The following is a 15,219-nucleotide window of genomic DNA, read 5'->3' as shown; positions in this document are numbered from 1 at the left end:
TAGAATTTTGTATTACTGTTCACAGGCAGGCACTTTTGGAACCGAAAGTGCCGTGCGATAACATAGTAGCAGCAGATTTTGCTGATTTGTAATGCGAAGCATCAGCAAAATCCTGTTACAGTTTGCACGCGTGTGAACTATAACAATTTTTGCCATAAACATTCATTCTCAATTATAGGAGGAAGAATCATGAGTTTAGTACCTTATGTCCTTGAATCCACCAGCCGCGGCGAGCGGACGTATGACATTTACTCCCGTTTGCTTAAAGATCGTATCATTTTCCTGGGAGAGGAAGTAAATGATGTGACAGCCAGCCTGGTTGTAGCACAGCTTCTGTTTCTGGAGGCAGAGGATCCGAATAAGGATATCAGCTTATATATCAACAGCCCGGGCGGTTCTGTTACCGCAGGTATGGCGATCTATGACACGATGAATTATATCAAATGTGATGTATCTACCATCTGTCTGGGTATGGCAGCCAGCATGGGCGCATTCCTGCTTTCCGGCGGTACCAAAGGAAAGAGATATGCACTTCCGAACGCAGAAGTGATGATTCACCAGCCATCCGGCGGCGCGAGAGGACAGGCAACCGAGATCCAGATCGTAGCGGAGAATATTCTTCGTACCAAGAAGAAATTAAATGAGATTCTGGCAGCCAATACAGGCCAGCCGTATGACGTGATCGTGCGTGATACAGAGCGTGATAATTACATGACAGCAGAGCAGGCGAAAGAGTATGGTCTGATTGATTGTGTCATTACCAACCACTAATTAGATTTCTGGATGGAATAATAGAAAGGAACAAGGTGGAAGTATGCCAGGCAGAACAGACGACAAAATACGCTGCTCATTTTGCGGCAAGACACAGGATCAGGTTAGAAAACTGATCGCTGGCACAGATAATGTATATATCTGCGATGACTGTATCGAACTCTGCTCGGAGATTCTGGAAGAGGAATTTGCCGATCAGGAAAAAGGACCGGATTTCAGCGGAATCAACCTGCTGAAGCCGAAGGAAATCAAAGAATTTCTCGATGAGTATGTCATCGGACAGGACGACGCCAAGAAGGTGCTCTCCGTAGCGGTTTATAACCATTACAAGAGAGTTATGTCCAAGTCCACGCAGGATGTAGAGCTTCAGAAGAGCAACATCCTGATGCTCGGACCGACCGGTTCCGGTAAGACATACCTGGCGCAGACGCTGGCGAAGATCTTAAATGTACCGTTTGCCATCGCGGATGCGACCACTCTGACCGAGGCTGGATATGTCGGCGAGGATGTAGAGAACATTCTCTTGAAGATCATCCAGGCGGCTGATTACGACGTCAGCAAGGCAGAGTACGGCATCATTTATATTGATGAGATTGATAAAATTACGAAGAAGTCTGAAAATGTATCTATCACCCGCGATGTATCGGGCGAGGGTGTACAGCAGGCGCTTTTAAAGATTCTGGAAGGAACCATTGCCAGTGTTCCGCCGCAGGGCGGCAGAAAGCATCCGCAGCAGGAACTGATTCAGATCGATACGACCAACATCCTGTTCATCTGCGGCGGTGCATTTGACGGTCTGGAGAAGATCATCGACAGCCGTTTAGGTGCCGGTTCCATCGGATTTAACTCCGATATTGTGGATCGCAAGCATCAGGATATCGATGAGCTTCTGAAACAGGTAATGCCGCAGGATCTGACGAAGTTTGGTCTGATTCCGGAGTTTATCGGTCGTGTGCCAATCACGGTATCGCTCCAGACGCTCAATGAGGAGGCGCTGGTCCGCATTTTAAGAGAGCCGAAGAATGCACTGATCAAGCAGTATCAGGCGCTTCTCGATCTGGACGGCGTGAAGCTGGAGTTCACGGATGATGCGCTGATGGCGATCGCCCACATGGCAGTCGAGAGAAAGACGGGAGCCAGAGGACTTCGTTCTATCATGGAGTCCCTGATGATGGATACCATGTATGAGATTCCGTCCGATTCCACGATCGGCATCTGCACGATTACCAAAGACGTAGTCGAGGGAAAGAGTGCGCCGGAGCTGGTATATCGCGACAATACGGTGCCCCGCAAGTCTTTTACAGGACGTTCTAAGAAAGACAGAACCGGCGAGATTGCGTAAATGTAAAGGAAAATAAATGCAGCAGCTTGAGAATGGCGGCTGTTAATGGGGTCTGTGAGATGGCGAACTGCCATAGGCAGACCCCTGTTTTTCTTTTCACAGGAAATAACGATACGTTTGATTAAGAAAGATAAAGGTGTTATGGAAGATAAGAAACTGACAATGCCGATGATCGCGCTGCGCGGACTGACCGTGCTGCCGCAGATGACGGTAAATTTCGATATCATCCGGGATAAATCCATCGCGGCGGTGGAGCAGGCGATGGTGGGCGATCAGCGAGTATTTCTGGCGACGCAGAAGCAGCCGGATGAGGTGATCCCGGATATTGACGGGATTTTTCAGGTAGGAACGATTGGCTACGTGAAACAGCTTGTCAAGATGCCGGGCGGCATGGTGCGCGTCACGGTGGAAGGGCAGGAGAGAGCCGAGCTTCTGGAGATGGAGAAGGGCGAGGCATGCTGCACTGCGATCGTGGAGATTCTGGATCCGGTCGAGGACGATCTGGACACGATTCAGAAAGAGGCGATGCTCCGGATCCTGAAAGAAAAGCTGGAAGAATACGGAAAATTAAATGTGGCAGCGGGACGTGAAGTATTAAGTCCGTTGATCGCACAGCCAGATCTGACCGAATTAATGAACCAGATATCAGCCCAGTTCCCGTGGAACTATGAAGCGCGCCAGTCGGTACTGGAATGCCGGACGCTGACGGAGATGTATGAGACAGAGCTGCAGCTTCTGCTGACGGAATTAGAGGTTTACCGCGTGAAACGCGAGTTTCAGACGAAGGTAAAGGCGGCGCTGGATAAAAATCAGCGTGATTATATTCTGCGGGAGCAGCTGCGTGTGATCCGGGAGGAGCTGGGAGAGGAAAATCCGGTTTCTGATGCGGACGAGATGAAGGAACAGTTGAAGAAGATCAAAGCCAGCGTGGAAGTAAAGGAGCGGATCCGCAAGGAGATCAACCGTTTCCAGAATATGCCGGCTGGCAGCCAGGATGCGAATGTGATCCGGACATATCTGGAAACGGTGCTGGAACTGCCGTGGAACAAAATGACGAAGGATAACGCGAGCCTGAAGCATGCGGAAGAGATTCTGGAAGCCGACCATTATGGTCTGGAAAAGGTCAAAGAGCGCGTGCTGGAATACCTGGCAGTCCGCATCCTGACGAAGAAGGGCATCAGCCCGATCCTTTGCCTGGTGGGACCGCCTGGAACCGGTAAAACTTCGATCGCCCGCTCGATTGCGAAGGCGATGGGACGCAAATATGTCCGCATCAGCCTGGGCGGCGTGCGCGACGAGGCGGAGATCCGCGGTCACAGAAAGACCTACGTCGGCGCGATGCCGGGACGCATCGTGGAAGGGCTCAAGCAGGCAGGGGTTGCCAATCCGCTGATGCTGCTGGATGAGATCGACAAAGTCAGCAGCGATTATAAGGGAGATACATCCTCGGCGCTCTTAGAGGTGCTGGACAGCGAGCAGAATGTGAAATTCCGCGACCATTATGTGGAGATCCCGATTGACCTGTCGGAGGTATTATTTATCGCGACGGCGAATACAACGCAGACGATCCCTGGACCGCTGCTGGACCGTATGGAGCTGATTGAAGTCAATAGTTACACGGAAAATGAAAAATATCACATTGCAAAAGACTATCTGATTCCGAAACAGTTGGAGAAGAATGGCCTTTCGAAGGAACAGTTAAATATCACGGGTTCGGCGCTGGAGAAAATGATTCACAGCTACACCAGGGAAGCTGGAGTCAGGAATCTGGAGCGCCGGGTTGGCGATATCTGCCGCAAGGCAGCCAGAGAGGTGCTGGAGAAGAAGAAACCGTCGATCCGCGTGACAGAGCGGAATCTGGATCATTATCTGGGACGCGAGAAAGTCTTCTTCGATGCAGCCGGAAATGAGGCACAGGTCGGTATCGTGCGCGGTCTGGCGTGGACGAGCGTCGGCGGCGATACACTGCAGATCGAGGTCAATGTCATGCCGGGCAAAGGCGTGCTGCAGATGACGGGTCAGATGGGCGATGTTATGAAGGAGTCGGCGCAGATTGCACTGACCTATGTGCGTTCGGTTGCATCTGATTACGGCGTGAAGGAGAACTATTTCGAGAAACACGATATTCACCTGCATATCCCGGAGGGCGCGGTGCCGAAGGATGGTCCATCGGCCGGAATCACGATGGCAACGGCGATGCTGTCGGCGGTGACAGGACGGAAGGTACTGCCGCGTGTGGCGATGACCGGCGAGGTAACGCTGCGCGGTCATGTGCTGATGATCGGCGGTCTGAAAGAAAAACTGCTCGCAGCCCGCATGGCGCAGGTGGAAAAGGTACTGGTACCGGCGAAAAATCAGCCGGATGTCAAGGAACTTTCGAAGGAAATCACGAAAGGAATGGAGATCGTATACATCAAGGAGATGAACGAAGTCATCCGAGAGGCATTTGTACCGGAGAAATAGCGGTTTAGTAGGAGAAAAAATATGATTATAAAAGATGTAAATCTGGAAACCGTCTGCGGTATCACCAGTAAGCTGCCGGCAAATACACAGCCTGAATTCGCGTTTGCAGGCAAATCAAACGTCGGCAAATCGTCCCTGATCAATGCGCTGATGAACCGCCGATCCTATGCGAGAACATCCTCGCAGCCGGGCAAGACCCAGACGATCAATTTTTACCATATCAACGACGCGTTTTACTACGTCGATCTGCCAGGCTACGGCTACGCGCGCGCGAGCGTTGAGGTCAAGGCAAAGTGGGGCAAGATGATTGAGAATTATCTGCACAAATCGCAGATGCTTCGCTGCGTCTTCCTGCTGATTGATATCCGTCATGAGCCGTCTTCAAACGACAAACTCATGTACGACTGGATCGTTTCCCAGGGCTTCCAGCCGATCCTGATTGCGACCAAGGCTGACAAGATCAAGCGCAGCCAGCTCCAGAAACAGTTAAAGATTCTCAGAACAGGTCTGGGAGTCGGCACCGAAGTGATGATGATTCCGTTCTCCGCCGAGACAAAACAGGGCAGAGAAGAGATCTGGAACTATCTGGAGACGGAGATCTGGAAGGTGGAACATCCGGGGGAATAGATGCCGGTGGGTAACTGTTCACAGGTAGGAATTTTCTGAACTGAAAATTCCGTACGATACAGTTCCGGCAGCAGATTTTGCCGATTTGGAATGCGTAGCATCGGCAAAATCCCGTTGCTGAGCACACGTGTGTGAACAGTAACGCCGGTGGAGAGTGCGGACGGCGAGAAATAGAATAGAGTTTTAGAAAAATTCGAAAAATAAACGTATAAACTGCGGTATCTGACCGGATATCAGGCGGCGCCTATCCTTGCGGGCGATGTCAAATATCTGGGCTGGGTGGCGCAGTTTTTTGTTTCACAGGAAATTGCGTCCTATGAAACAAAAAAGCGTTAGGTTTTTTTGAGAGAATAAAATATATATTTTTGGAAAATATAAAAATTGAGGTAACTGTTCAGTAGGTCTGCGCATTTACTGCGTTTTAATGGATTTTTGCGCGTGACTGTGAAGGTACTGAACAGTTACGAATTGAGAAAAATAATAAGGCTATCTTGAAGTAAAAAGTGATAGGATGGAATTTAAGCCTTATGGTGGTGCGGGTTGTGATTGAGTTGTGAGATAGAAGGGAGCAGCCATGTTTGAAAATCGGACGGATCTGGCGTTGGAGGAGAGAGAAAGTTTTGAGGGGAATGGGGGCGAAATCGGCGGTGTGGCGCTGCGGGAATGGCGCTGTCATGGCAGTTCGATCCGGATGACGGAAGTCTCGATTTTGAACGAAAAAGGTGCGGAATCAATGGGAAAGCCGATGGGAACCTACCTGACGATGGAAGATCCGGGTCTGTCGGAGACAGAGGATGTATACTGTGAGGCGGCTGCCGGGGAGTTAGGACGGCAGCTGGCGTCCCTGATCCGGAAAAACTGTGCTTCAACCATGGCCGGACTTTCGATTCTGGTAGCGGGACTGGGAAACCGGCAGGTGACGCCGGATTCGCTGGGACCGCGCGTGGTGGATGGGCTTTCGATGAACCGCCATCTGCGGACGGAGCCAGGCAGAAGAAATGGCACATACCTCTATACGGCTGAGAAAGCGGGGCGGACGGTGCATCCGGTTCTCAGCGGTATCCATCCGGGGGTGATGGCACAGACAGGGATGGAGACGGCAGAAATTGTCCGCGGCGTCGTGCGGGAGAGCCGCCCGGATCTGGTGATCGCGGTCGACGCGCTGGCGGCGCGAAACGTCCACCGTCTGGCAAGCACCATTCAGCTGACGGATACAGGAATTCATCCGGGTTCCGGCGTCGGCAACCACCGCCGGGGAATGACGCGGGAAAATCTCGGCGTGCCGGTAATCGCGATCGGCGTTCCGACGGTTGTGGGCGCGGCGGCGATCGTTCACGGGACGGTCAATGCGTTAGTGCGGACACTAACCGCCTCAAAAGAGGGCAGCCGGTTCGGTGAATACATCCGGGAACTGGATTCGGACAGCCAGTATGAGCTGATCCGGGAACTTCTGGAACCTGAATTTGGAGCGATGTTTGTGACCCCGCAGGACATGGACGAGCGTATCTGCAAGCTGAGCGCAGCAATCGCCGAGGGGATCCGGCGGGCAGTGGAACGGCTGGAGGAAGAAAGATAACACTGAAAAAAATGCCAGATTGAAAAACAGAACCAAACAGGAAACTACACTTTGCTAATCGCATAGGATAGAACAGGAAAGAAGGGAGATGAATGCGGTGCGGTGGTGGCAGAGGGCAGCCGGGCTCCTGATGGTTCTGTTTTTGCTGACAGTCGGCTGGAAGATGCGTGCATTCATCTGGACAGCTGTGCAGAATGCGGTGGTAAGGTCCTGGTATCCGGTCTGGGGGACTAATTTGCGGGATATACCAGATTCGGAGGAGGGGAAAAGGCATAGACTTGCCGGGTGGAAGAAACAGACGCAGGGAGAAGCCGATCCGTCCTATTATAAATATCTGGAAGAACAGGAAGTCCGGCAGGAGTATATGGATTTCCTGGCACAGTTTTCCGGGAGTAGGCTGGTGGATGGAACTTTACTTGGAAAATGGAACGGGCTTGTTCATGGAAGTGGGAGACAGGGCGGCGGAGAGACAGACGAAGAGAGGCTGTATAGTGCTGGAAAGAATGGAGAAAAGACAGAGAGGGCAAATCCTGCCGCACTGGTGGACAGCCCGCGTCTGCGGAAAAAGCTGGAAGATTATGATTATCTGATCCAGCATTTTTTTACAATCCACCCGACGGCATCGATTGACCGGAGCCTGATGAACGCAGAGACATTTTTATCGATGGATCTGACAATCAGGAAGGACGAGGCGGACGGACCACAGATCTTGATTTATCATACCCATTCGCAGGAAAATTATAGAGATTATGCGGGAAGCGACGGAAAGGGAGCGGTGGTGTCTCTGGGGGAAGAGCTGGCAAAACGGCTGCGGGCGAAAGGATATCAGGTCTGGCACGATACAACTGCCTATGATATGAAGTCGGGGCATCTAGACCGGAGCCGTGCCTATACATATGCCTGCGAGGGTGTCACGAACCTTTTGCAGAAATACCCGTCGATTCAGGTGATTTTAGATGTGCACCGGGACGGTGTCAGCGAGCAGACGCATCTAGTCACGCAGATAGAAGGGAAACCAACGGCACAGATCATGTTTTTCAACGGTACCAGCGAGACGCCGGACGGACCGATCGAGTATCTGGCAAATCCCTGCCGGAAGGAAAATCTGGCGTTCAGTTTTCAGATGAAGTGGAATGCCGATCAGATATATCCTGGGTTTACGCGGACGATTTATTTAAAGGGGCTTCGTTACAATCTGCATCTACGCCCGCGCTCGGCGTTGATCGAAGTCGGAGCACAGACGAATACATATGAAGAGGCGGTCAATGCGATGGATCCGCTGGCGCAGCTTCTGGATCAGGTGCTGACAGGCTAATGGCAAGGCTTTTAGTCAAGGCTTTTTCTATTTCAGGACTTGCGGCGTACCTGAAAAAATGGTATATTCATTTAGATCAGGTGTTATTTATTATAAAAGATGATTTTAAATAAAAAATAAGATATCGCAGCAAACATGTTGCTGCCAAACAAAGTGATACAGAGAGAGGAATGAACGGATGGCAATTATAGATCAGAGCAAAATCAGAAATTTCTGCATCATTGCACATATCGATCACGGCAAATCAACGCTGGCAGATCGTATTATTGAGATGACGGGACTTTTAACGAGCCGTGAGATGCAGGCGCAGGTGCTTGATAACATGGATCTGGAGCGGGAGAGAGGTATTACCATCAAGTCGCAGGCAGTCCGCACGGTATATAAGGCGAAAGACGGTCAGGAGTACATTTTTAATCTAATCGACACGCCTGGACATGTGGACTTTAACTACGAGGTTTCCCGAAGCCTGGCGGCGTGCGACGGTGCGATTCTGGTTGTGGATGCGGCACAGGGAATCGAGGCGCAGACGCTGGCGAATGTATATCTGGCGCTGGATCATGATCTGGAGGTCATTCCGGTGTTAAATAAGATCGATCTGCCGAGTGCGGATCCGGAGCGCGTGGCAGCGGAGATCGAGGATGTGATCGGTCTGGAGGCGTCAGATGCACCGCGTATTTCTGCGAAGACCGGCTTAAATGTCGAGGCAGTTCTGGAGGAGATCGTGCAGAAGATCCCGGCACCGGCGGGCGATCCGGAGGCATCGCTGCAGGCGCTTATTTTCGACTCTCTGTATGATTCTTACAAGGGCGTTATCGTATTCTGCCGTGTGAAGAACGGTACGATCAAAAAAGGCACACGCATGAAAATGATGGCGACCGGAGCGGCTGCCGAGGTTGTGGAGGTTGGATATTTTGGCGCAGGTCAGTTTATTCCGTGCGAAGAGCTTTCAGCCGGTATGGTTGGCTATGTGACTGCCAGTATTAAAAATGTGCAGGATACCCGCGTGGGCGATACGATCACCGATCTGGACAACCCATGTGCAGAGCCGCTTCCGGGTTACAAGAAGGTAACGCCGATGGTATACTGCGGTCTTTATCCGGCGGATGGTGCGAAATATCCGGATCTGCGGGACGCGCTGGAAAAATTGCAGCTCAACGATGCAGCGCTCTATTTTGAACCAGAGACATCGGTAGCGCTGGGCTTTGGTTTCCGGTGTGGTTTCCTGGGGCTTCTCCATCTGGATATTATCCAGGAACGCCTGGAACGCGAGTACAATCTGGATCTTGTGACAACGGCGCCGGGCGTTGTATACCGGGTGCACAAGACGAACGGCGATATGATTGAGCTGACGAACCCGTCAAACCTGCCGGATCCGTCCGAGATTGCCTATATGGAAGAGCCGATCGTGTCGGCGGAGATCATGGTTACGACCGAGTTTGTCGGTGCGATCATGACGCTGTGCCAGGAGCGCCGCGGCGTTTACCTGGGAATGGAGTATATTGAGGCGAGCCGTGCGCTGCTGAAATATGAACTTCCGTTAAATGAGATTATTTATGATTTCTTCGATGCATTGAAATCGCGCTCCCGCGGTTACGCGTCGTTTGATTATGAGTTAAAGGGCTACGAGGAATCCAAGCTGGTAAAACTGGATATTCTCGTCAACCGCGAGGAAGTGGACGCGCTCTCTTTCATCGTATTCGAAGGTTCGGCATATGAGCGCGGCAGAAAAATGTGCGAGAAGCTCAAGGATGAGATTCCGCGTCATTTATTTGAGATTCCAATCCAGGCGGCGGTCGGTGGAAAGATCATTGCCCGCGAGACGGTCAAGGCAATGCGGAAGGACGTTCTGGCAAAATGCTACGGCGGCGATATTTCCCGAAAGAGAAAACTTCTGGAGAAGCAGAAGGAAGGAAAGAAACGTATGCGTCAGATCGGAAACGTAGAGATTCCGCAGAAGGCATTTATGAGCGTCCTGAAGCTGGACGAGGAATAATGGAATTATATATACACATCCCGTTCTGCGTCCGCAAATGCCGTTACTGTGATTTTCTTTCGTTTGCGTCCGATGCGTGCGTGCGGGAGAAATATGTGGATCAGCTGATCCGGGAGATTGAAAGCATTCCGGAAGAGGATGCAGGGCAGTGTCCTGAAAATGCGGCGCCGCGGCTAAACCTGACAGGGCGGACGGTGGAGACGATCTTTATCGGCGGCGGAACGCCGTCCCTGCTTCCACCATCGGCGGTTGAGCGGATTCTGGCAGCCGTCCGGCAGGTCTTTCGGGTAGAGCCGGATGCGGAGATCACGATGGAGGCGAATCCGGGGACATTGACGCCGGATTCGGCAGCCGGTTACCGGAATGCAGGGGTCAGCCGCCTGAGTCTGGGGCTGCAGTCGGCTTCGGAGGAGGAATTGCGGCTTTTAGGGCGGATTCATACGCGGGAGCAGTTTTTACAGAGTTTTCGTGCTGCGCGGGACGCAGGATTTGACAATATCAATGTCGATCTGATGTCGGCGCTTCCGGGACAGTCGGAGGAGAGCTGGCAGGAGACTCTGCGGTTCGTCTGCGACCTTGAACCGGAACATATTTCCGCATACAGCCTGATTGTGGAAGAAGGCACGCCGTTATATGAAGAGTACGGGGAGATGTGCGCGGATCTGGAGAAATACGGCGATTACGCCTCTATGCCAAAGCGTTTACAGACGAAGTATGAAGGCTGCAAATGTCTGCCGGATGAGGAGACAGACCGGAATATGTACCACCACACGAAAACAACGCTGGCGAAGCTGGGCTATGAGCGGTATGAGATTTCCAATTATGCCAGACCGGGCTATGCCTGCCGCCACAACATCGGTTACTGGACCGGTGTGGAGTATCTGGGGCTTGGTCTGGGGGCATCCTCGTTGGTGGGCGGGAAACGCTTTCAGGTGACGGCGGATTTGAACCGTTATCTGGTGTTTACGAAAGAAGAGCTGGCAGCGGGCGCACAGTATGAGGAAATACACGAACTGAGCCGTCAGGAGCGGATGGAAGAATTTATGTTTTTGGGGCTGCGGCTGACCGGCGGCGTCCGGACGGCAGAGTTTGAACGTCGGTTTGGCGTGACGATGGAAGCGGTGTACGGCGAGGTGATCGAGAGGCTTTTGAAAGAAGGATTGCTGGAAGCGTCAGCCCAAACAGATAGCCATATCCGCCTGACGGAATATGGCTTGGATGTCAGTACCTATGCACTGGCGGAGTTTTTGCAATAAGAATAGAAATGTATGCCCGGAGTGCTTTTTGATTTCTGTTTTGCGACGGCAGGAGGAATTTGGGCGTGCATGAAAATTTTGGAGGATGTAGCATGGATTGCACGATACTGCAGTTTATAATCGTCTGCCCGATGGTATTTCTGGCAGGCTTTGTGGATGCGATCGCAGGGGGAGGCGGATTGATTTCACTTCCGGCGTACCTGATCGCCGGGGTTCCGACCCATATGGCGCTCGGAACCAACAAAATGAGTTCCATGATGGGAACGGCAATCGCGACCGGGCGGTTTGCCAAAAACGGTTACATACAGTTTAAGAAGGTGGTCTGGTTTATCGTGGCGGCGCTGATCGGTTCTTCGATCGGTTCGAACCTGACTTTGTTAGTCAGCGATAAGATTTTACAGTATATGATGATCGTGATTCTTCCGATTGTTGCATTTTATGTTATGCGGAATAAGAAAATGGGCGATGATTCGCTGGCGGGCACCCTGCCGGAGCGGAAATCATTCCTGATTGCGCTGGCATCCGCGCTGATCATCGGTATTTATGATGGCTTTTACGGACCGGGAACCGGAACTTTCCTGCTGCTGGTGCTCACAGGAGCGGCGCGCTATACGATGAAAGAGGCGGCGGGTACGACAAAGGCGATCAATCTTTCGTCCAATGTGGCGGCGTTTGTCACATTTGTGATTCACGGCAAGATCATTTACACGCTGGGGCTGGCTGCGGCGATCTGCAGTATTTTAGGAAATTATATCGGTTCCGGCCTGGTAATGGGAAATGGACAGAAGATCGTGCGCCCGCTGATTCTAGTGGTGCTGGCGATCCTGTTTGTGAAGATTTTATCGGGAAATTAGAAAAGAAAATTAAAACGATTAGGCGGATTCAGTTGTTTGACACATTTACAGTGAGAATGATGCAAAAGTAGCTGCGTGATGAAACGTGAATATTTGGCTGATAAGTCGTTTCAATAAAGAGAGGTAACGAACATGAAATGGAAGAAATTTACGCTGACGACCACCACAGAGGCAGTGGATCTCATCAGCTACACATTGGATGAACTCGGCATCGAGGGCATTGAGATTGAGGACAATATCCCGCTGACCGAGAAAGAGACGAAGGGAATGTTCATCGACATTCTGCCGGAGCTTCCGCCGGATGAGGGCGTGGCGAAGGTAAGTTTTTATCTCGATGAGGATGATGATATCCCGGCGATGATGGCGAAAGTCAAAGAGGCGCTGGAAGAATTGAAGCCGTTTACCGATCTGGGCGCCTGCACGTTTGCAGAATCCGAGACGGAGGATAAGGACTGGATCAACAACTGGAAACAGTATTTCAAACCGTTTACGGTCGATCACATCCTCATCAAGCCGACCTGGGAGACAGTGCCGGAGGAGCACAAGGATAAGCTGCTGATTCAGATCGATCCGGGTACGGCGTTTGGTACGGGCATGCATGAGACAACGCAGCTTTGCATCCGCCAGCTCGAGAAATACGTGACACCGGATTCAGAGGTGCTTGATGTCGGAACCGGAAGCGGTATCTTAGGCATCACGGCGTTAAAACTGGGCGCAAAACACGTATTTGGAACGGATCTGGATGAAAATGCGATCACAGCCGTTGGCGAGAATCTGGAAGCAAACGGAATCGCACCGGAGCAGTTCAAGGTCGTACAGGGCAACATCATCGACGATAAAACAGTGCAGGACGAGGCAAAATACGAGTATTACGACATTGCGGTTGCCAACATCCTGGCAGACGTTATCATCATGCTGCAGAAAGAGATCCCGGTTCATATTAAGAAAAATGGTATCTTCATCACATCGGGTATCATTGATATGAAGGAAGAGGCAGTCAAGGCGGCATTTGAGGCGAACGATGCCTTTGAGATTGTAGAGATTACCCATCAGGGCGAGTGGGTTTCTGTCACAGCGAGGAAGAAATAATCATGTACCATTTTTTTGTGGAACCGCACCAGATCGGGGCGGAAGAAATCCGGATTGAGGGCTCGGATGTCAACCATATCCGCAATGTTCTGCGGATGAAGCCGGGCGAGGAGATCCTGATCAGCAGCCGTGAGGGCGGCGACTATTTCTGCCGCGTGGAAGAACTGGAACCAGAGTATGTTTCGGCAAAGATTCAGGAAGAATGGGAAAACAAAGAGCTTCCGGCGCGGATTCACCTGTTCCAGGGGCTTCCGAAGGGCGATAAGATGGAACTGATCATCCAGAAGGCGGTGGAGCTGGGGGCATACCGGGTGGTTCCGGTCAGCATGAAGCGCTCGGTTGTCAAGCTGGATGCGAAAAAAGCGGACGCGAAGAGAAAACGCTGGAATGCGGTTTCTGAGAGCGCCGCGAAGCAGTCCAAGCGCAGCCTTATCCCGGAGGTGGCGCCGCTTATGACCTACAAAGAGGCGGTCAAAGAGGCAGCCGGGTACGATATGGTTCTTCTGCCATATGAGTCGGCGGACGGCATCCGGAAAACGAGGGAACTGCTGGCGTCGGTCAAGCCGGGGACGGATATCGCCGTTTTCATCGGTCCGGAGGGCGGTTTTGAGGACGAAGAAGTCGAGCTTGCCAGGGAAAACGGGGCGGAGATCGTAACGCTTGGAAAGAGAATTTTGCGGACGGAGACGGCAGGCTTGTGTATGCTGTCGGCACTGATGCTGCAGTTGGAAGTGTAATTGGAAAATTACAAAGGAGATAGAGATAAAAATGGAAGCCTATTTTGATAATTCAGCGACTACCAAGGTGCTGGACTGCGTAAAGGATGCGGTCGTTGATGCAATGTGCGTCAACTACGGAAACGCGGCGGCGAAGCACAGAAAAGGTGTGGAAGCAGAAAATTTGGTTCGCGAGGCAAAGAAGGCGATCGCGGATACACTGAAAGTGCAGGAGAAGGAGATTCTCTTTACTTCCGGCGGAACAGAGTCGAACAATACGGCGCTGATCGGCACGGCGCTGGCAAACCGCAGAGCCGGAAAACACCTTATCACAACCGGTGTGGAACATCCGTCGATCTACAATACGATGTCATTTCTGGAGGAGATGGGCTTTGAGGTGACCTATCTTCCGGTCGATCATCTGGGACATATTTCTCTGGAGGATCTGGAAAAAGCTATCCGCGAGGACACGATCCTGGTGTCTGTGATGTACGTCAATAACGAGGTCGGAGCAGTAGAGCCGATCGAGGCGATCAGCCAGTGCATCAAGAAGAAAAATCCGAAGACATTGTTCCATGTCGATGCGATCCAGGCATATGGAAAATATAAGATCCGTCCGAAAAAACAGGGAATTGACCTGCTTTCCGTCAGCGGACACAAGATCCATGCGCCGAAGGGCGTCGGATTCCTCTATATCCGCGACGGTGTCAAGATCCGCCCGATTCTGTTTGGCGGCGGCCAGCAGAAGGGCATGCGTTCCGGTACGGAAAATGTGCCGGGGTGTGTCGGACTCGGCGTGGCAGCACGAGAGGCGTACAAAGATTTTGATGCACGCATCGAAAAGCTGTATACACTCCGGGAGCACCTGATTGCGGGATTGAAACCGCTCGGCGGCGTCACCATCAACGGCAGTGAGGACCGCACCAACGCGCCGCAGATCGTCAGCGCCAGCTTTGGGGGCGTCCGCAGCGAGGTACTTCTCCATGCGCTGGAGGACAAAGGGGTTTATGTATCGTCCGGTTCCGCCTGCTCGTCCAATCATCCGGGCATCAGCGGTACTTTAAAGGGAATCGGCGTGAAAAAAGAACTTCTCGATTCGACGATCCGGTTCAGTCTGGGTGATCTGAATACCGAGGAAGAAGTAGACTATGCGATCGGCGTTCTGGGAGAACTGCTTCCGGTACTGCGCCGTTACCAGATGAAATAAAATGGCTGTT

The 15,219-nt window shown here is 51.8% G+C and carries 12 protein-coding genes; all 12 read left to right on the top strand.

Features of this window, described 5'->3' with window-relative positions:
- Window positions 1-189 precede the first annotated feature (189 nt).
- The 12 genes from clpP (at window position 190) to DWY89_RS06165 (ending at window position 15,209) form a co-directional block, all read left to right on the top strand.
- Window positions 190-771 (top strand): ATP-dependent Clp endopeptidase proteolytic subunit ClpP, encoded by a 582-nt coding sequence (clpP, locus tag DWY89_RS06220; protein WP_022359226.1) that lies wholly within the window; start codon window positions 190-192, stop codon window positions 769-771.
- 43 nt (window positions 772-814) lie between these two features.
- Window positions 815-2,113, top strand: coding sequence for an ATP-dependent Clp protease ATP-binding subunit ClpX (clpX, locus tag DWY89_RS06215; protein ID WP_117795072.1), 1,299 nt, complete (start codon window positions 815-817; stop codon window positions 2,111-2,113).
- Window positions 2,114-2,254: 141 nt separating this feature from the next.
- Window positions 2,255-4,576 carry an endopeptidase La gene (gene lon / locus DWY89_RS06210; protein ID WP_118523865.1) on the top strand — a complete coding sequence of 774 codons (2,322 nt, stop codon included), beginning with the start codon at window positions 2,255-2,257 and terminating at the stop codon, window positions 4,574-4,576.
- Between the two features lie 21 nt (window positions 4,577-4,597).
- A complete protein-coding gene (yihA, locus tag DWY89_RS06205) occupies window positions 4,598-5,203 on the top strand; it encodes a ribosome biogenesis GTP-binding protein YihA/YsxC (protein WP_107001606.1) in 606 nt (201 codons plus the stop codon).
- Window positions 5,204-5,777: 574 nt separating this feature from the next.
- Complete coding sequence (gpr, locus tag DWY89_RS06200; RefSeq protein ID WP_107001605.1) at window positions 5,778-6,779, top strand: GPR endopeptidase; 1,002 nt, start codon at window positions 5,778-5,780, stop codon at window positions 6,777-6,779.
- A gap of 88 nt (window positions 6,780-6,867) precedes the next feature.
- Window positions 6,868-8,094: a stage II sporulation protein P gene (gene spoIIP, locus DWY89_RS06195; protein ID WP_117795076.1), complete on the top strand. Its 1,227-nt coding sequence runs from the start codon at window positions 6,868-6,870 to the stop codon at window positions 8,092-8,094.
- A 178-nt stretch (window positions 8,095-8,272) separates the two neighbouring features.
- Window positions 8,273-10,087 carry a translation elongation factor 4 gene (gene lepA / locus DWY89_RS06190; RefSeq protein WP_022359720.1) on the top strand — a complete coding sequence of 605 codons (1,815 nt, stop codon included), beginning with the start codon at window positions 8,273-8,275 and terminating at the stop codon, window positions 10,085-10,087.
- On the top strand, window positions 10,087-11,343 hold the full coding sequence (hemW, locus tag DWY89_RS06185; protein ID WP_118523841.1) for a radical SAM family heme chaperone HemW: 1,257 nt from the start codon (window positions 10,087-10,089) through the stop codon (window positions 11,341-11,343). The genes lepA and hemW overlap by 1 nt, the downstream gene beginning before the upstream one ends.
- A 92-nt stretch (window positions 11,344-11,435) precedes the next feature.
- Entirely contained in the window at window positions 11,436-12,197 is a 762-nt protein-coding gene (locus tag DWY89_RS06180; protein ID WP_022359721.1) for a TSUP family transporter, read from the top strand.
- Window positions 12,198-12,329: 132 nt separating this feature from the next.
- Window positions 12,330-13,286 carry a 50S ribosomal protein L11 methyltransferase gene (prmA, locus tag DWY89_RS06175; RefSeq protein ID WP_118523840.1) on the top strand — a complete coding sequence of 319 codons (957 nt, stop codon included), beginning with the start codon at window positions 12,330-12,332 and terminating at the stop codon, window positions 13,284-13,286.
- 2 nt (window positions 13,287-13,288) lie between these two features.
- Complete coding sequence (locus DWY89_RS06170) at window positions 13,289-14,023, top strand: 16S rRNA (uracil(1498)-N(3))-methyltransferase (protein ID WP_118523839.1); 735 nt, start codon at window positions 13,289-13,291, stop codon at window positions 14,021-14,023.
- A gap of 31 nt (window positions 14,024-14,054) precedes the next feature.
- Window positions 14,055-15,209 carry a cysteine desulfurase family protein gene (locus tag DWY89_RS06165; protein WP_118523620.1) on the top strand — a complete coding sequence of 385 codons (1,155 nt, stop codon included), beginning with the start codon at window positions 14,055-14,057 and terminating at the stop codon, window positions 15,207-15,209.
- Window positions 15,210-15,219: the final 10 nt, after the last annotated feature.

This window comes from Clostridium sp. AF27-5AA, assembly GCF_003478415.1.
Classification (GTDB): Bacteria; Bacillota; Clostridia; order Lachnospirales; family Lachnospiraceae; genus Otoolea; species Otoolea fessa.
The sequence above is the reverse complement of the archived record's forward strand: the minus strand, read 5'-3'. Positions and strand labels throughout refer to the sequence as shown.